Origin of the sequence: Kribbella sp. VKM Ac-2568, assembly GCF_004345365.1 — a bacterium.
In the GTDB taxonomy this organism is placed as follows: Bacteria; Actinomycetota; Actinomycetes; order Propionibacteriales; family Kribbellaceae; genus Kribbella; species Kribbella orskensis.
The window spans coordinates 49,549-67,373 of sequence record NZ_SLVF01000020.1 but is presented as its reverse complement, the minus strand read 5'-3'; the positions used below and the strand labels follow the sequence as shown (position 1 = coordinate 67,373).

14 protein-coding genes are annotated in these 17,825 nt (G+C 67.9%); 12 read left to right on the top strand and 2 right to left on the bottom strand.

The genetic code is table 11. The features are described from left to right. The first annotated feature begins 409 nt into the window (after positions 1-409). The 4 genes from EV648_RS44550 (at position 410) to EV648_RS39435 (ending at position 5,069) form a co-directional block, all read left to right on the top strand. Complete coding sequence (locus EV648_RS44550) at positions 410-931, top strand: hypothetical protein (protein WP_241996064.1); 522 nt, start codon at positions 410-412, stop codon at positions 929-931. A gap of 313 nt (positions 932-1,244) precedes the next feature. Continuing rightward, the gene (locus EV648_RS39445) at positions 1,245-1,499 is read left to right on the top strand and encodes a hypothetical protein (protein WP_132188520.1); all 255 of its coding nucleotides are present in this window, start codon (positions 1,245-1,247) and stop codon (positions 1,497-1,499) included. A 309-nt stretch (positions 1,500-1,808) separates the two neighbouring features. Beyond that, positions 1,809-4,028 carry an NADP-dependent isocitrate dehydrogenase gene (locus tag EV648_RS39440; protein WP_132301099.1) on the top strand — a complete coding sequence of 740 codons (2,220 nt, stop codon included), beginning with the start codon at positions 1,809-1,811 and terminating at the stop codon, positions 4,026-4,028. A 105-nt stretch (positions 4,029-4,133) separates the two neighbouring features. Beyond that, entirely contained in the window at positions 4,134-5,069 is a 936-nt protein-coding gene (locus tag EV648_RS39435; protein WP_132301097.1) for a nucleoside hydrolase, read from the top strand. On the opposite strand, the gene EV648_RS39430 is transcribed toward EV648_RS39435, so the two are convergent. Then, the gene (locus EV648_RS39430) at positions 5,062-7,134 is read right to left on the bottom strand and encodes an AAA family ATPase (protein WP_132301095.1); all 2,073 of its coding nucleotides are present in this window, start codon (positions 7,132-7,134) and stop codon (positions 5,062-5,064) included. The genes EV648_RS39435 and EV648_RS39430 overlap by 8 nt on opposite strands. A 293-nt stretch (positions 7,135-7,427) precedes the next feature. Between EV648_RS39430 and EV648_RS39425 the strand changes: the two genes are divergently transcribed. Both EV648_RS39425 and EV648_RS39420 read left to right on the top strand, forming a co-directional pair. Next, positions 7,428-7,823, top strand: a complete 396-nt coding sequence (locus tag EV648_RS39425; protein WP_132301093.1) for a hypothetical protein — start codon at positions 7,428-7,430, stop codon at positions 7,821-7,823. A 9-nt stretch (positions 7,824-7,832) separates the two neighbouring features. Further along, a complete protein-coding gene (locus EV648_RS39420) occupies positions 7,833-9,797 on the top strand; it encodes a LamG-like jellyroll fold domain-containing protein (protein ID WP_132301091.1) in 1,965 nt (654 codons plus the stop codon). 1 nt (position 9,798) lies between these two features. On the opposite strand, the gene EV648_RS39415 is transcribed toward EV648_RS39420, so the two are convergent. Further along, the gene (locus EV648_RS39415) at positions 9,799-10,998 is read right to left on the bottom strand and encodes an ROK family transcriptional regulator (protein WP_206751961.1); all 1,200 of its coding nucleotides are present in this window, start codon (positions 10,996-10,998) and stop codon (positions 9,799-9,801) included. Between the two features lie 119 nt (positions 10,999-11,117). On the opposite strand from EV648_RS39415, the gene EV648_RS39410 reads away from it, so the two are divergent. From EV648_RS39410 to EV648_RS39385, 6 genes are read left to right on the top strand one after another with little or no spacing between them, the layout of a single operon-like run. After that, positions 11,118-12,050 carry an ROK family protein gene (locus EV648_RS39410; RefSeq protein WP_132301087.1) on the top strand — a complete coding sequence of 311 codons (933 nt, stop codon included), beginning with the start codon at positions 11,118-11,120 and terminating at the stop codon, positions 12,048-12,050. A gap of 31 nt (positions 12,051-12,081) precedes the next feature. Then, a complete protein-coding gene (locus tag EV648_RS39405; protein ID WP_132301085.1) occupies positions 12,082-13,791 on the top strand; it encodes an ABC transporter substrate-binding protein in 1,710 nt (569 codons plus the stop codon). A gap of 39 nt (positions 13,792-13,830) precedes the next feature. Then, the gene (locus tag EV648_RS39400) at positions 13,831-14,829 is read left to right on the top strand and encodes an ABC transporter permease (protein ID WP_132301083.1); all 999 of its coding nucleotides are present in this window, start codon (positions 13,831-13,833) and stop codon (positions 14,827-14,829) included. A gap of 4 nt (positions 14,830-14,833) precedes the next feature. Continuing rightward, entirely contained in the window at positions 14,834-15,763 is a 930-nt protein-coding gene (locus EV648_RS39395; RefSeq protein WP_132301081.1) for an ABC transporter permease, read from the top strand. After that, the gene (locus tag EV648_RS39390; RefSeq protein WP_199235074.1) at positions 15,747-16,757 is read left to right on the top strand and encodes an ABC transporter ATP-binding protein; all 1,011 of its coding nucleotides are present in this window, start codon (positions 15,747-15,749) and stop codon (positions 16,755-16,757) included. Before EV648_RS39395 ends, EV648_RS39390 begins: the two co-directional genes overlap by 17 nt. Further along, on the top strand, positions 16,754-17,809 hold the full coding sequence (locus EV648_RS39385) for an ABC transporter ATP-binding protein (protein ID WP_132301079.1): 1,056 nt from the start codon (positions 16,754-16,756) through the stop codon (positions 17,807-17,809). Before EV648_RS39390 ends, EV648_RS39385 begins: the two co-directional genes overlap by 4 nt. Positions 17,810-17,825 lie beyond the last annotated feature (16 nt).

Genomic DNA, 17,825 nt, shown 5'->3' with positions numbered 1-17,825 from the left:
CAGTCAGGCTGGTCGGTGAGCCAGGCGAGTACGTCAGTTCTCTGTCCGATCTGCGGGGATCGTCGGTGGTCGTCCCTGCAGGCCCTGCCTGAGGAGGCCGTGAGTGCGGGTCAGTATGGCGAGTAGTGCCGGTGGGTTCGGGCGGGCGAATGAGGACTTTGTCGGGGCGGTTTCTGGGGCTGTTGTGCTGCTGGACGGGGCTGGCATCCCGGGGACCGAGTCGATCTGCTCGCATGGGGTTGCCTGGTATACGCATCGGCTTGGTGGGGCGTTGGTTGGGCAGTTGTCGCGGGATGACGGGCGAGGCCTTGGGGCGATCCTCGCCGGCGCGATCGGCGAGATAGCTGCTGATCATGGCGGTAGCTGCGACATCGCGGACCCCAGTAGCCCGCAGGCGACTGTGGCGATTGTGCGTGCTTGCCGGGGTCGCCTGGACTATCTTCTGCTCGCGGACTCCTTTCTCGTGCTCGACCTGGGCAGCGGAGGCCCGCGGGTGATCACCGATGAGCGTGAGGTCGCCGCCAGGCGAGTCTGCTCAGGGCCGCTGGATGGCGTTCCCAGGGGAACACCGGAGTACGACCGCATTCGAGACTCCTGCGTTGAGTCGCTGCGGGCTCGGCGGAACCAACCGGGTGGCTACTGGATCGCCAAGGATGACCCGCACGCGGCGGAGGAAGCGGTGACCGGCAGCCAGCCGCTGCACGACCTGGATGGCCTCGCGCTGCTCAGCAATGGCGCCAGCCGCATTGTCAGCCCGTACGGCCTGACCGACTGGCCCGGCGTGCTGGAACTGCTCGGCGCAAGTGGGCCGACCGAGATCATCCGCCGCGTTCGGGAGGCCGAAGCGCGCACCGCCGGAGACCCCGATGCTCGGCTCCCTGACGACGCCACAGTCGCGCACTGCACTCAACTGCCGCGGTCCGAGCCCTGAGCGTGGGGTCAGGGGGCGGATGAGGATCCCTATGGAGTGGGTCAGGGGTGCGTAGGTATCGATATAGGTAATTCCCCGCATGTATCTGAACTTTCGGCCTGGGATGTTGTTCTTACCAGTAATCGAGCGGTACGGCGGCCCGTCGCACCACTCCCCCAGGTAGGAGCAAGACGATGCGACAGATTCGGATCCAGCGAAGACCACAACGACCACTCACGCGCAAGAGCACGCAGCCGCTCGACCTCCGTACGCCGTCCGGCCGACCGCTTCCCTTCTGACCCAGCCCGCCCGCACAATCCGACAGACAACGGCCATGAATCTCAGACTGCACATCCACCACGCTTTCACCGGCGGCTGGTGCGCCGATATCGACGACGACCACGACCGCCAGCCCGACGACCCCTACTGGTGCGTCGACCAATGGCCGACCCTGCAGGATGCGATCACAGCAGGCTGCTACCAGCTGGCCAAACTGTCCGCCACTGTCCAGACCACGCACCGGCTACCGCGCGTCAGCGGCCACCACGACGGCCTCGCAGTATCGCCACCGCTGCAACTGGCCGCCTAGCCGGTAGTGGGCTTGTAGTACAGCCCGCACACACCGCTCTCGAACGCTGTCGAGCTGATCAGCTCCAGCGGTTTCTCGTCGCCGGCGGTGGGCCAATACTCGAACATCTCCTCGGCGGTCGCCCGACCGACCAGGATGCCCCGGCCCTCGCACAAGCGCGGCTCAGCCGGGCCGGGGCGTCAACCTCCGGTACGGGCGGTGACCATCGCCACTCTCCGGCTGCCGCGGGCGGTCCGCCCATTAGGGTGGGGATGCCTCCACGGCGTGACCGGGAGCGACATCGACGGAGTAGAGGAAGCGGAGTACGCGGTGACTGAGTCAACCATCATCTACACGCACACGGACGAGGCCCCGGCCCTGGCCACCTACTCGTTCCTGCCGGTGATCCAGGCGTACGCCGCGCAGGCCGGGGTGGGCGTGGAGACCCGGGACATCTCGCTGGCCGGGCGGATCATCGCCGTCTTCGGCGACCACCTGACCGAGGACCAGCGGATCCCGGACGCGCTGGCCGAGCTCGGCGACCTGGCCAAGACGCCGGGCGCGAACATCATCAAGCTGCCGAACGTCTCCGCCTCTCTCCCGCAACTCAAGGCCGCGATCGCGGAGCTGCAGAGCCAGGGCTACGCGCTGCCGGAGTACCCGGACGAGCCGAAGACCGACGCCGAGCGCGAGATCCAGGCCCGCTACGACAAGATCAAGGGCTCCGCCGTCAACCCGGTCCTGCGCGAGGGCAACTCCGACCGCCGCGCGCCCGCCTCGGTGAAGAACTACGCTAAGACCCACCCGCACCGCATGGGCGCCTGGACGCCGGAGTCCAAGACGAACGTGGCCACGATGGGCGAGAACGACTTCCGCTCCACCGAGAAGTCGGCCGTGATCGAGTCCGACGGCTCGCTCCGGATCGAGTTCGTCGGCGCGGACGGCGAGACGACTGTACTGCGTGAGTCGGTGCCAGTACTGGCCGACGAGGTCGTTGACAGCTCGGTCATGCACGTCGCAGCGCTGCGCGAGTTCCTCACCGCCCAGATCGCCCGGGCGAAGGCCGAGGACGTGCTGTTCTCGGTCCACCTGAAGGCCACCATGATGAAGGTGTCCGACCCGATCGTGTTCGGGCACGTGGTCCGCGCGTTCTTCCCGAAGACCTTCGCGCAGTACGGCGAGACGCTGGCCGCGGCCGGGCTGTCCCCGAACAACGGGCTCGGCGGGATCTACGCCGGCCTGTCCGCGTTGGGGGACGGCGACGCGATCAAGGCGTCGTTCGACGCGGAGCTGGCCGAAGGCCCGGCGCTGGCGATGGTGGACTCCGACAAGGGCATCACCAACCTGCACGTGCCGTCCGACGTGATCGTCGACGCCTCGATGCCGGCGATGATCCGTACCTCCGGGCACATGTGGGGTCCGGACGGCCAGGAGCACGACACCCTCGCAGTACTGCCGGACAGCAGCTACGCCGGGATCTATCAGGTCGTCCTCGACGACTGCCGCGCCAACGGTGCGTTCGACCCCGCGACGATGGGCTCGGTCCCGAACGTCGGCCTGATGGCGCGGAAGGCCGAGGAGTACGGCAGCCACGACAAGACCTTCGAGATCGCCGGAGCCGGTGCGGTCCGGCTGGTCGATGCGGACGGCAACGTAGTACTTGAGCAGGAGGTCGCGGCGGGCGACATCTTCCGCGCCTGCCAGACGAAGGACGCCCCGATCCGGGACTGGGTCAAGCTGGCCGTCACCCGGGCCCGGGCCACCGGCGACCCAGCGGTCTTCTGGCTGGACGAGACCCGCGCCCACGACGCGAAGCTGATCGCGAAGGTCGAGCAGTACCTGACCGAGCACGACACCGACGGCCTGGAGCTGAAGATCCTGGCGCCGGTGGACGCGATCAAGTTCTCGCTGGAGCGGATCCGCCGGGGCGAGAACACCATCTCGGTCACCGGCAACGTACTGCGCGACTACCTGACCGACCTGTTCCCGATCCTCGAGCTCGGCACCAGCGCGAAGATGCTGTCGGTCGTTCCGCTGATGGCCGGCGGCGGTCTGTTCGAGACCGGCGCGGGCGGCTCCGCGCCGAAGCACGTCCAGCAGTTGGTGAAGGAGAACTACCTGCGCTGGGACAGCCTCGGCGAGTTCTTCGCCCTGGCCGCCAGCTTCGAACACCTGGCCCAGACCACCGGCAACGCCCGCGCCCAGGTGCTCGCGGACACCCTGGACCGCGCCACCGCGACGTTCCTCAACGAGGACAAGTCCCCCACCCGGCGCGTCGGCGGCATCGACAACCGCGGAAGCCACTTCTACCTGTCCTTGTACTGGGCGCAGGAACTGGCCAGCCAGACCGACGACGCCGAGCTGGCCAAGGCCTTCACGCCGCTGGCCGAGACCCTGGCCGGCAACGAGCAGGTCATCGTCGAGGAACTGCTCGCCGTCCAGGGCAACCCGGTCGACCTCGGCGGCTACTACCAGCCCGACCCGGCCAAGGCCGCGGCCGTGATGCGCCCGTCGAAGACCTGGAACGACGCCCTGGCTTCCCTGGGCTGAGCTGACACCAGCCGCACAGATGCCCGGTGACCACGTGATCGGTCACCGGGCATCTTGCTCTCTGCGGGCAGAGTTCTGTGCCCGGCTGCTGGTACAAACTGCTGCATGGCGATACCGCTGATTCTCGACTGTGACCCCGGGCACGATGACGCGATGGCGTTGCTGCTCGCGATCGCCGATCCGGCCGTCGACCTGCTGGCCGTGACCACGGTCGGCGGCAACCAGACCGTCGAGAAGTGCACGGTCAACGCCAGGCGGGTGCTGTCGCTCGCGGGAGCGGTGGACGTTCCGGTGGCACGCGGCGCCGCCCGTCCCCTGGTCCGGCCGCTGCGCATCGCCGACGACGTGCACGGCGTGACGGGTCTGGACGGCCCCCGCTTCGAAGGCGACCCGGCGGTGCCGGAGGCCCCTCAGACGGCCCACGAACTGCTCATCGAGGTACTCCGAGACCACGACGGGCCGGTCACGATCGTGGCGACCGGGGCTCTGACGAACGTCGCGAGGTTGCTCTCCGACCGGCCGGACCTGTCCGGGCGGATCGACCAGATCGTCTGGATGGGTGGGTCGACCGAGCGCGGCAACGTGACGCCGTACGCCGAGGCCAACGCCTTCGTCGATCCGGAGGCCGCGGATCAGGTCCTGCGGTGCGGCCTCCCGTTCACCATGTGCGGCCTCAACGTCACCCACCAGGCGCTGGTCACCGACGACGTACTGGCGGCGTTCGCGCGCATCGGCACGCCGTTGGCCGAGATCTGCGTCGAGTGGATGACCTTCTTCGCCTCGACCTATCGGCAGCTCTGGGGCTTCGAAGCGCCACCGCTGCACGACCCGGTCGCCGTCGCCCGGGTCATCGACCCGTCGATCGTCCGGTGCGTCGAGGCAAACGTGGTCGTAGAGACGGCCGGTCGCTGGACGGCGGGAGCGACAGCCGTCGACCTGCACGGCTACACCGGCCGTCCTGCCAATGCCCAGGTCGCGATGGAGCTCGACCGGGCCGCCTTCTGGGCCAGGCTCATCGCTGCTGTGACTGCCCTCAGCTGATGCTCGCCGGGACCTCGGTCAGGGCGGTGGGTAAGGGTGTTGCGTGGACGATCTGGAGGCGGGTGACGGCGCGGGTCAGGACGACGTACAGGCGGTGGAGGCCGCGAGGTTCGGCTGCGACGATCTGGGCTGGTTCGGCCACTATGACCGCGTCGAATTCGAGGCCCTTCGCGAGGCTTGCCGGGACGCAGACCAGTCGTTCCGTGTCCATCTCGTCCTCGGTCGCGCCGAGGAGGGCCGGGTGGAGACCGGCGGCGGCGAGCGCGTCGTGCAGGTCTGAGATCTGCTCGTCGGCTGCGATGAGTGCGACCGAGCCTTCGCCGGTGAGGGCGGTCCTGCAGGCTGCGACGAGGGTGTCCGCGAACGAAGGCTCATCGGTCGAGAGGATCGAGAGTGCGTCGGCGCGCGTCCGGATACCGCTCGGCACGCCGAGCGTGGGGGCGATCTGCGGCAGTAACCTCGCCGCGAAGTCGATGATCTGGGCCGGCACGCGGAAACCCCGATCGAGTTCGGCCACAACGGCGTCCGTCTTCTCGAGGTGACCGAGGACCCGGTCCCAGGAGCCCGCGGCCCACGGGGTCGTCGCCTGGGCGAGGTCGCCGAGGACTGTTGCCGAGCCGGTGCGACAACGCCGGCCCAGAGCGCGCAACTGCATCGCCGACAGGTCTTGCGCCTCGTCCAGGACGAGATGGCCGAGTGAGCCGGAGCTGCGTTCGATCAGGTCCTCGAGCTCGTCGAGCAACAGGGTGTCGGCGCCCGACCACTTCGCCGTCTTCCAGGAGCGGGGAGCCTTGCGCCAGAGCAACGCGGTGCGCTCTGCCGCCGTGAGTTCATCGGCCGACTGCGCCAGGTAGTCGGCATCGGAGAACAGCCGGTGCAGGACCTGTTCCGGAACGACCCGGGGCCAGACCGCGTCGAGCAGTTGCTTCACGGGCTTCGAGCGGGCCACGGCATTCTGTACACGGTCGTCCGGCGAGTCGCCGCGCTGCTCCATCAGGACCAGTACGGCGTGGGCGATCCGTTGCGCGAGGGCGTTTCGCCCCGGGGCGTACCTGGTCGACTCACGCAGCGCGGACACGATCTCCGCGACCTCGTAGTCGTGCACCCGGAAACGCTGGGAACCCTTGCTGTACAGGATTCCTTCCGCCGGCGTGCCGACGTGCGACCACAGCGCGCGTCGCAGTACGCGGGCCATCCGGGCATCACCTTTGACGCGCGCGGCCCCCGGTTCGTCCGACGCCGTCGCGGGCTGACTGATCAGCTCGTCGATGGTGATCTGCCGTACGTCGACCTCACCGAGCGCCGGCAGGACCTTGCGGATATAGGAGAGGAACGAGCGGTTCGGTCCGACGATCACGACGCCGCCCCGACGAAGGCGTTCCCGTTCGGTGTAGAGCAGGTACGCCACGCGGTGCAGGCCGACAGCCGTCTTCCCCGTACCGGGTGCGCCCTGCACGCAGACACTCGGATGCAGGGGCGCCCGGACCAGGTCGTCCTGCTCAGGCTGGATCGTGGCCACGATGTCGCGCATCGGACCGGTGCGCGGGCGCTCGATCTCGGCGCGCAGGAACGCGTCGGCCTGACCGGACTCGCCGGTTCCGATCAGCGGCTCGTCCTCGAAACCGGTCAGCTCGGCCGCATCGGAGAACCCATAGCGGCGCCGCAGCAGGACCCGCTGCCGGTCGCTGCGGGTCGCTCGATAGAACGGCACCGACACCGGCGCCCGCCAGTCGATCACGAGTGGGGCGCCGCTGCCGTCGTGAACGTGCCGGCGGCCGATGTGAACCCGGTCGAGCCCCTCGATAGTGCCGCTCTCGTAGTCGAGCAGCCCGAAGAAGAGCGGTACATCGGGTAGGTCGAGCAGCGCCTGCGCACGAAGTTGCTTGGCGCGGATGTTGGACTCGTTGGTGAAGCGTTCGTCGTTGTCCTCGCCACCGATCAGCGGGACATCCCGCTCCTCCACGACCTGGTGCATACGGGAGAGGGCAGCGCGAGCCTCGGTGAGGAAGGCCCTTTCGGCCTCGAGTTCCGGAGAGCTGGCAGGAGTGAGTGCAGATTGGACCATCGGAAGGGGCCTCAACTCGTGTTGGCAGGTGTACGAACGGCGGACTGGAGGCGATCAACAGGGTCCCGCCCCGGAGAACCATCCGGTTCGATTCGATCCTTCACGCAGTGCAGGGAAACCACCCGAAAAGACAGGCCGAGCACGCTACCAGCGCCCCCGACGAGCCGCCACCGATTATTCGCCGCTGTCCACTTCCGGGCGGCCGGTTCACCCCGTACGCTCGTCCGCTATGTGGGTCGTCGTGGGGTGACGGCGGCCGGGGAGTTCACCACTGTGCTGGGGGGGAATCGCTGATGCAGATTCAGGGCAGTCTGACGATTGACGGCGTCTTGGCCGTGCCGATCGAGGCGTACACGTTCTCCGTGACGGGTGCCGTCGCGGTCACGACCGGCAAGTCGCGGATCTACCTCGAGGGCGATTACATCGTCGAGACCGTCCGGGCGGCGGTCAACACCGCGCCGACCGGCGCCGCGTTGGTGGTCGATGTGAACAGGAACGGCACGACTATCTATACCGACCAGGGCCACCGGCCGAGTATCGCGGCCGGGACGAACAGTGCCACCGGCAACAATCCGGACGTCACCGCGCTGGCCGCCGGCGACTACCTGACGGTCGATGTCGACCAGGTCGGATCGACAGCCGCGGGCGCTGATCTGACGGTGACCGTCCGGGTCCGCAAGGCCAGTTAGGCGACGGGCGTGGCGCAAGCAGCGGGCTACACGTTCAACGCGGACACGGTCGACGGCACGACGGTACGAGACGTCGCCGGCTATTTCCTGCACGGCACGATCGTCGGTTCGGCAGCGCTCACGACGGGCAGGTACGGCAACGGCCTGAACTGCACCGGTGGCGCGATGCACGTCCTCGTGCGGCCGCCGAAGGCCGGAGACGACTTCTACCCTCTCAACACCGACGGCGGGCTGTCGGTCGCGGCCTGGGTACAACTGAACACCAACACCGTCGCGGCCCGCTGCATCGCGTCAGCGACCAGCGACGGCACTCTCAACTGGGCCGTGTACGCCTCCAACGCCACCGGCAACGTGGAGGCGAGGATCGCGGGCGCGACGTACAGCACCAGCACGAGCATCCGCGACGGCCAGCAGCATCACGTCCTCGTCGTGTACGACGCCACGCCGTCCACCGACACCGTGAAGATCGCCGTCGACGGTGTCCAGGTGCTGTCGGTCAACGCCGGCGCCGCGATGACCTACTCCGATACCGAGGTCACCATGGAGGCCGGACGGAACACGCTCACCGGCACCGATGCCCTCGACGGGATCGTCGACGACCTGCGCTGGTGGAACGACCCGGTCGAGGCGGCGTACTGGCCGACCCTCGTGGCCGCCGAGCAGATCGACCACCAGTTGGCGGTCTACCCGTTCGACAACGACACCGCCGAGGACTTCGGCAGCTACGGGCGGGATCTCGCGGTCGCACCGTCCGCCAGCTTCACCACGGGCCTGTACGGCGGCGCTCTGGTCTCCGGCGCGACGGCGGCCGGCGCAACTGGTGCCGTCAACTTCCCCGACTGTGACCGGCTCGCCATCTGCGGTTGGCTCCGCCTCGATACCGCGCCCGTCGGCTCCCCCGCCCCGATCCTCGCCATCAACGACACCCTCGGCAGCGCGCGGGTCCGCGTCGTGGTGAACACCGCCCGAACCGTCACCGCCACCTGGACCACGATCGACGACGGGACCGTCTCGGTGACCAGTACGGCGACGCTGACCGTCGGCCAGTGGACCCGGTTCCAGTTCGCGATCAACCCGACCTACGTGCAGGTCCGGCTCGAGGCCGACAACGCGACGGCGAACATCGGCGACGGTGTTCCGCACGTGACGCCGGCCATCGACGGGCTGGACCAGTTGCACGTCGGCGGCGACGCCACCGCCGGGGGCCGGGTGTCGTACGACTACCTGACCTTCACCAAGAACTTCCTCGCCGAGGTGACCTCGGGGTACTGGAGCGGCGCGCCGGTCGTCACGCCGTACCGGCCGGCCAACGCCGCGCGCGGCGTCTACCACTTCAACGAGAACACCGGGACAATCGTCGACGACAAGTCGCCGTCCGGCAACGACCTCACCCTCACGGCGGCCGGGTCCTGGGTGACCGGCGTCCAGGGATCCGCGCTCGGGTCGAACGGCACCGGTCCGGGCGCGTCGAGGACCTCGTTCACGTGGCCGGCGTCGCCCCCGGGCTGGGCGTTCTCGGCCTGGGTGAAGTGTCGCACCAGCAGCAGCGGCGCCCGATTCCTCGTACTGCGCAACGGTGGTGGCGAGGTCGCCCATGCCGGCTACCTGGACGGGCTGTTCTGGGTGCGGCTGTTCGGCGCGAGCGGCACCACCGGCATCATCAACTCGACCAGAGGGCCGATCGCCGCCGAGACCTGGACGCACGTAGCGGCATCGTGCGATCAGAAGGCGATCCAGTTCTTCCTGAACGGGAAGATGTTCACGGTCGAACCCTACTCGGTGGGCGCGCTCCTGCAGCCGAACGAGCTGAACGTAGGCGGCGACAACCCGGACTCGTCGGTGGCCGACGTCGACGACCTGCGCCTGTTCGACTCCCCCATCAGCGCCGCCAACGTCCGCTGGCTCCATCAGAACCCTGGTCAGTACTACGACGCGGCGCCCGCCACCTTCGCGGCCTGGGGCGTGCCGCTGTAGCTCAGCTGGCTGAGTTCCCAATTCGGGCTGCGACGTGTTGCCAGGCTCGGTCGAGGCCGGCGGCTAAGCAGCCGGCCACGACCGCGTCGGCGGCAAGGACGCTGACCTTCACTTCCGGCAGGACCGGTGCCAGGATCCGTAGCTGGTCGACGACGGCGTCGAGGAAACCTGGCGCCTGGCCGATGCCGCCGCCCAGGACGATCAGGTCGGGGTCGACGACCGTGATGACGGTGCACACTGCCTTGGCCACGAGCAGTGCCTCTTCGGCCACGATCCCGGCGGCGACCGCATCACCGCGCGCCGCGGCGGCGAACACTTTCTCGGCCGTCGACGCACTACGGACGCCGGCACGTCTCGCGGCTCGGACCACCGCCGCCGCCGAGGCTGAGGCGTCAAAGCTGCCCCGCTTGCGGGCATCCCGCGCATCGCTGCCGGTGCCTTCGGCGAACGGCAGGTAGCTGATCTCGCCGGCCACACCGTGCGAGCCGTGCCGGAGCTTGCCGTCGAGCACCAGACCCATGCCGATCCCGGTGCCGACGGACACGAACGCGAAGCTGTCGACGTCGCGACCATGACCGTGGACCCGTTCGGCCAGGGCGGCCGCGTCCACGTCGTTCTCGATCATCAACGCCGGTCCGAACGCGTCGCGCAGCGCCGGCAGCACGGCCGGGGAGTCCCAGCCGGACAGACGCCCGGTCAATGTCAGGGTGTCGACCTTCGGGTCGTAGACACCGGGACTTCCGATCACCGTCTGGGTGAGCTGCGAGGCGCTGATGCCGGAGTCACCCAGGAGCTTTGTTGCGAGGCCGGCCAGCTCCCGGATCCGGGCCATCGCGTCGACGGCCTTCGTGCGCACGCTCATCCGGCTGCGCACGGTGCCGGCCAGATCGGCGACCGCGCCGCGCAGGAACTCCCGCCCGACGTCCAGCCCGAGGATGAACCCTGCTTCCGGCCGTACGTCGTACAGGATCGCGGCAGGACCGGGGACCCCCGTCCGCTGACCGGTCGCGTGCACGAGTCCGGCGCGCTCGATGGTGCCCAGCGCAGCGGAGACCGTGGGTTTCGACAGGCCGGAGAGCCTGGCCAGCTCTGTCCTCGACAGTGGCCCGGATCGCCGGAGGTGGTCCAGCAGGACCTTCCCGTTGATCGCGCGGATCAGTTGCGGGCGGGCCGCGGAGGCACCCCCGGCGACAACCGTCACGTCGATCTCCTCGCTCGTTAACACTTCGGGTCACAGTCAGAGTTAGCCCTTGTGCCCGGGGTGATTGTTAAGTTAGTTTCCTATCGATTCTATTGGTCGGCACGAGGAGGTGCCAGTCCATGAAACGTAGGCCGGTCGTCCTCGGACTCGATTTCGGCGGGACGAAGATCGCTCTTGCCGTCGGAGACCTGTCCGGCCGGCGTCTCGGTGACGCGACCATCGACAGCCTGGCCGAGGCCGGAGCCGACGCAGCCATGGCTCGCGGCCTCGCCGCGGCGAGCGATCTGCTCGCGGACGTCGCCCCGGGTCAGGAGCTCGCCGGGGTCGGCGCAGCCACCCTCGGCATCCCGTACGACAACCGCGTCGAGCTCGCGCCCACTTTCCCCGGTTGGGGTGCACTCCCCTTCGGACAGCTGATCCGGGACGCCTTCCCCGGCATCCCCGTCCGGCTCGGGACCGACGTGAAGGCGGCCGCTGCCGCCGAGCTGCGGTGGGGCGCGCTGGTCGGCTGCGATCCGGGCATCTACCTCAATCTCGGCACCGGTCTCGCCACGGCGATCGTTGCCGGGGGCACCGTGATCTCCGGGGCGCACGGCGCGTCCGGCGAGATCGGCTACAACCTGCGATCCGCCGCGGACGTTTGGATCGGCGCCGAAGAGCGCACGATCCTGGAACATGTCGTCAGCGGCCAAGCACTCGAGACCACCGGTAGCGCCCGGCTGGGCAAGCCGGTCACGGCGGCCGATGTGTTCGCGCTCGCGCGATCACAGCCGGACGCTGCAGTACTCGCCGAGGAGTTCCAGCGCGAACTGGCGATGCATGTCGTCAACCTGGCGATCGCCCTCGACCCGGTCCGGATCGCCGTCGGTGGCGGGCTGGTCGGCGCGTGGGACCGGATCGCACCTGAGCTGCGTCGGGCACTCGACGCGGCAGTCCCCTTCCCACCGGAGCTGACAGTGGCCCGATTCCCTTCGGACGCGCCGCTGGTGGGGGCACTCGCCCTCGGCGTCGAGGCCGCGGGTGCGGTTCTCGGTGCGGAGGCATTCGCATGACCATGAGTTCGAGGAATGAAAGGCAGAGACGATGAGTGGCATCAAACGTATCGCCGTCACCGCGGTGGCGGTCGGCGTACTGGCCGCTGGCTGTGGCGGCGGCGACGAGCCGATCGGAGGCGCGTCCAGCAACCCGTCGTCCTCGACGAGCAGCGGCGGCAGCACAGGGCAGTTCAAGAAGGGCGGCACGGTCACGATCGCCAATGTGGGCGGTCAGACCTGGCCGTGTCAGTTCAACCCGTTCAACCCGGCGGTCAACCAGCAGGCTCTCGGCTTCGTCTACGAGCCCCTGACCTTCGTCAACGTGCTGAAGAGCGGTGCCACCACCCCCATGCTGGCCACCGCCTTCAGTTGGTCGCCGACCAAGGACTCGATCGTCTTCACCATCCGCTCTGGCGTGAAGTGGAGCGACGGGCAGCCGTTCAGCGCCGACGACGTGGTCTACACGTTCAACCTGATGAAGCAGCAGCCGGCCCTCGACCTGTACTCGCTGTGGACCGGTGCCGGCCTGACCAGTGTCACCGCGGCCGGTGACAAGGTCACGCTGAAGTTCAAGGCACCGGCCGAGCCGTACTTCTTCAACTTCGCGAACCAGGTCGGCATCGTGCCCAAGCACATCTGGTCCACCGGCGACGCGGCCGCCAAGCCTGCCACCTGGCCGAATACGAAACCGGTCGGCACCGGGGCATTCACGGTCGGGTCCTGCACCAGCAACAACATCTCCTACGTTGCCAACGGCAGCTACTGGCAGCCGGGCAAGCCGTACCTGGAGAAGGTCCAGTATCCCGCGTATCTGGACAACAACCCGGCCAACCTCGACCTGGCCAGCGGCAAGGCGCAGTGGGGTGGTCAGTACATCCCGAACATCGACAACTTCTACAAGTCCAAGTCGCCGGAGAACAACTACTGGTTCCCGCCGACCGCGAACGTGGCGATCATCCCGAACCTCGACCCGTCGCACAAGGTGACCAGCAACCTGGCCGTCCGGCAGGCGATCGCCTACGCGCTCGACCGGGAGCAGATCTCGAAGATCGGTGAGAGCGGCTACCAGCCGGCCGCGAACCAGACCGGCGTCGTCACGCCGACCTTCGACAAGTACTTCGACAAGGACGCGCTGACGGCCGCCGGCTACGACAAGCCGAACCCGGACAAGGCCAAGCAACTGCTGGAGAGTGCGGGCTACTCGTCGTCGAACCCGTTGAAGCTCAGCGTCATCACGGTCACCGGCTACACCGACTGGGACGCGTCGCTGGCGGTCGTGAAGCAGCAGCTGGCGAAGGTCGGCATCGAGCTGTCCATCCAGGACCTGCAGCAGCAGTCGTACAACCAGAAGCTCTTCACCGGTGACTACGACCTGGCCTACTCCAGCCTGTCCGGCGGCCCTACGCCGTACTACGAGCTGCGGCAACTGCTGTACTCGAAGAACAGCGCCCCGATCGGCACACAGGCCAGCAGCAACTACTCGCGCTACATCAAGCCTGAGGTGGACAAGCTGTTCGACCAGTACGCGAGTGCCGACCCGGACACGCAGGTCAAGCTGATCAAGCAGATCTCGGGCTACATGATCAAGGACGTGCCGATCATTCCGACCACCGAGTCGGTCGACTGGTACCAGTACAACACCAAGGACCTAGAGGGCTGGCCGACGCAGGAAGACCCCTACGCCCAGCCCGCGCCGTACAACATCCCCGACGTCGGACAGGTCCTGACGAACCTGTACTCCAAGTCGGCCCAGAAGTAAGGAAACGTCGGTGAGAGTGAGCACGAGGAGCTGGTGTCCGTGAGATTCCTGATTCGTCGCCTCGGATTCTTCGTGCTCACCCTCTGGGCGGCCATGACGCTGAACTTCTTCATCCCGCGGATGATGCCCGGCAGTCCCGAGGAAGCTCTGCGGGAGCGGTTCAGCAAGAGCGGCTCGGTCGTCTCGCCGGAGCAGTTGCGAACGGTCCTGGCCGAGTTCGGCTTCGACCCGGACAAGAACATCATTCTCCAGTACACCGAGTACCTGAAGGCGATGGTCACCGGACACTGGGGCGTGTCGATCGGCAGCAGCCTCGGCGCCCCGGTGACCACGCTGATCGGCGACGCGTTGCCGTGGACGGTCGGCCTGGTCGGCATCGCGACCGTCCTCGCGTTCGTCCTCGGCACGCTGATCGGCACGATCGCCGGCTGGCGGCGCGGCGGGCTGATGGACGGGGTCGTTCCGCCGGTCTTCATCATCACCTCCGCCCTGCCGTACTTCTGGGTCGCGCTGGTGTTCATCTCGCTCTTCGCGATCGGCAGCAATCCGATCCTGCCCAACGACTTCAACTACGAACAGGGATTGACGCCGGGATTCAACCCGCCGTTCATCGGCAGCGTGCTGAAGCACGGCATCCTGCCGGCCGGCACCATCCTGATCACCGCCATCGGCGGCTGGATCCTGACGATGCGCAACAACATGGTGACCACGCTGGCCGAGGACTACGTCCGGATGGCCCGGGCCAAGGGCATCCCGAACCGGCGGATCATGTTCGGCTACGCGGGCCGGAACGCGTTCCTGCCGAATCTGTCCGGTTTCGCGATGTCGCTCGGTTTCGTCATCTCCGGCACGATCCTGGTCGAGTACGTCTTCAACTATCCCGGCCTGGGTTACATGTTCTACAACGCCACGGTGAGCACGGACTACCCATTACTGCAGGCCTTGTTCCTGCTCGTGACGCTGGCCGTGCTGATCTGTGTCCTGCTCTGCGACTTCGCGGTGTTCCTGCTCGACCCGCGAGCCCGGACGAAGGGATAGAACGATGAGCGCTCTCGTTGCCGGCACCGCCGCGCCCGCACCGACTGCGGCCCGCCGCCCGAGGGGCGGTCTGTGGCGTGCCATCCTGCACAACCGCAAGGCCATGCTGGGCGCGGTGCTGCTCCTCCTCTTCGTTCTGCTGGCCGCTTTCCCGCATCTGTTCGTGCCGTGGCTGCACGGCGATCCACGCGCGATCGGCGACCTGCCGCTGGAGCATCCCTCCGGCAAGCACTGGCTCGGCACCACCGGCCTCGGCCAGGACGTGTACGCCCAGCTGGTCTACAGCACGCGGGAGTCGCTGATCATCGCGGTCGTCGTGGGTCTCGGCGCGACCTTCCTGTCGGTCATCATCGGCGTCTCGGCCGCCTATCTCGGCGGTTACGCCGACGACGCGCTGTCGATGTTGACCGACGTGTTCCTGGTGCTGCCGACGTTCCCGCTGATCATCGTGCTGGCGACGTACGCCGGCAAGGGCAACCTCACCGTGATCGTCGTCGTGCTTATCCTGACCGGCTGGTCGTACGGCGCCCGGCAGATGCGCGCGCAGGCGCTCTCCCTGCGCAACCGTGATTTCCTCGAGTCGGCCCGCGTCCGGGGTGAACGTCAGTCGTACATCATCGTGGTCGAGATGCTGCCGACGATGACCTCCCTCATCGTCGCGAACTTCCTCGGCGCCGCGCTGTACGCCGTACTGACCGCCGCCGGCCTGCAGTTCCTCGGACTCGGCGACCCCAACTCGCTGAGCTGGGGCACGATGCTGTACTGGGCGCAGAACCAGGGTGCGCTGGTGAACGGCCTGCCCGCCTGGGCGCTGTCGCCGGGACTGGCGGTCGCGCTCCTGGGTGTTTCGTTCGCCCTGCTCAACTACGCGTTCGACGAGATCAGCAACCCCGCGCTGCGGCCGGTTCGGAGGCGACGTGCACGGTCACATTGAGGGCAAGCCCATTCTCGAGGTCCGTGATCTCACCGTCGAGTACGACACCGGCGGCGATCGTCCCGTCGTCGCGGTCGACTCGGTGGATCTCGACGTCCATGCCGGTGAGTTCGTGGGTGTGGTCGGCGAGTCGGGCTGCGGCAAGTCGACGCTGTTGTTCGCCATCGCGCAGCTGCTCAGCCCGCCGGCCGCCATCACCAGCGGAGACGTTCGGTTCCAGGGCCAGAACCTCGTCGCGATGAGCGAGAAGAAGCTGGCCGCCTTGCGCTGGCGTGACTTCTCCGTCGTCATGCAGAGCGCGATGAACGCCCTCAACCCGGTGACGAGCATCGGCACCCAGTTCAGGGACGCGATCATGGCGCACGACGAAGCGGTGGCCGACGATCGCCCGGCCGAGGTAATGCGGCTGGTCGGCATCGATCCGATCCACCTCAAGAGCTATCCGCACCAGCTCAGCGGTGGGATGCGGCAACGGGCCATGATCGCGATGGCGCTGCTGTTCACGCCCGACCTGATCATCATGGACGAGCCGACGTCGGCCCTCGACGTCGTGGCCCAGCGGTCCCTGATGGTGCAGATCAAGGAGCTGCAGCAGCAGCTCGGCTTCGCGGTCGTCTTCGTCACCCACGACATGTCCCTGATCAGTCACTTCTCCGACCAGCTGGTGGTGATGTACGCCGGCCAGGTGGTCGAGCTGGGGGCCACTCGTGCGGTCTTCGATCATCCGGCGCATCCGTACAGCAAAGGGTTGCTCGACGCGTTCCCGTCGATCCGCGGACCGAAGGTGCCACTGATCGGGATTCCCGGGAGCCCGCCCAACCTCGCCCACCCACCGAGCGGCTGCCGCTTCAATCCGCGCTGTCCGGAGGTGTTCGCCGACTGTCCCAAGGTCGAGCCCGAGCTCTATCAGGTCGGAGCCGTGCAGGCGCGCTGTCTGCTGCACGCTCCCGGCGCCGCGACCGCGGCAGAACCCGTCCAGGAGGCGAGGTCATGACCGATGTGAGCGTCGACACCGACCCGCGGGCGGCCGCGCCGACAGCGCCGCTGATCGACACCAGGAAGCTGACCCGCCATTTCCGGGTCGGCCGCGGACTCTCCCCCAAGATGCTGCACGCCGTCGACGACGTCGACATCACAGTCGATCGGCAGGAGATCGTCGCGCTCGCGGGCGAGAGCGGCAGCGGAAAGAGCACCATCGCCCGCCTGCTCGCGGGTGTCTACACACCGACAAGCGGCGAGATCTACTACCAGGGCCGCGCCGTGTCGAGTATGCGATCGCGACGCGACCGACTGGCCTACCGCGGCGATGTGCCGATGGTGTTCCAGGATCCGTTCAGCTCCCTCAATCCCGCCTTCCGCGTCTCCCACGGCATCCTGCGCAGCCTGAAACTGCACCAGCCCGAGCTCACGCGGGCACAGCGGAACGAGGAAGCCGAGCGAGTGATCGAGGCGGTCGGCCTGGCGCCGGCCTCCGACCTCATGTACCGCTACCCCTACGAGCTCAGCGGCGGACAACGGCAACGCATCGGCTTCGCCCAGGCCTTGGCGCACAAGCCCAAGCTCATCCTGGCCGACGAGCCGGTGTCGATGCTCGACGTGTCGATCCGGATCGGCCTGCTCAACCTGATGGCGGAGCTGCGCAGGTCGGCCGGCGTCTCGTTCCTCTACATCACCCACGACATCGCGAGCGCCCGGTACGTCGCCGACCGCCTCCTCATCATGTACGCCGGTCACATCGTCGAGTCCGGCCCGACCGAGGCGGTACTGGCCAACCCCAAGCACCCCTATACCGACCTGCTGCTCGGGGCGGTGCCCGATCCCCGCGCACCGCTCAGCGTCGCCGTCGAAGGCGATACCGGCGAGCCGCCGAGGGTCATCGACCCGACACCCGGCTGCCGCTTCCGCTGGCGCTGCCCTCTCGTCGTCGACGAGTGCCACCACGTCACCCCCACCCTCCGCCGCCTGGGCGAGGGGCACGATGCGGCCTGTCACGTCGCCGAGCCCGATGCCGGGACGCACGCCACGACCGCTGGACAGCGCGGCTAGTTGCCGCCAGCAACCA

Excerpts from the sequence above, each read along its gene's own strand:
- EV648_RS39430 (WP_132301095.1), bottom strand. The coding sequence starts at position 7,134 with ATGGTCCAATCTGCACTCACTCCTGCCAGCTCTCCGGAACTCGAGGCC.
- EV648_RS39425 (WP_132301093.1), top strand. The coding sequence starts at position 7,428 with ATGCAGATTCAGGGCAGTCTGACGATTGACGGCGTCTTGGCCGTGCCG.
- EV648_RS39385 (WP_132301079.1), top strand. The coding sequence starts at position 16,754 with ATGACCGATGTGAGCGTCGACACCGACCCGCGGGCGGCCGCGCCGACA.
- EV648_RS39445 (WP_132188520.1), top strand. The coding sequence starts at position 1,245 with ATGAATCTCAGACTGCACATCCACCACGCTTTCACCGGCGGCTGGTGC.
- EV648_RS39405 (WP_132301085.1), top strand. The coding sequence starts at position 12,082 with ATGAGTGGCATCAAACGTATCGCCGTCACCGCGGTGGCGGTCGGCGTA.
- EV648_RS39395 (WP_132301081.1), top strand. The coding sequence starts at position 14,834 with ATGAGCGCTCTCGTTGCCGGCACCGCCGCGCCCGCACCGACTGCGGCC.
- EV648_RS39435 (WP_132301097.1), top strand. The coding sequence starts at position 4,134 with ATGGCGATACCGCTGATTCTCGACTGTGACCCCGGGCACGATGACGCG.
- EV648_RS39410 (WP_132301087.1), top strand. The coding sequence starts at position 11,118 with ATGAAACGTAGGCCGGTCGTCCTCGGACTCGATTTCGGCGGGACGAAG.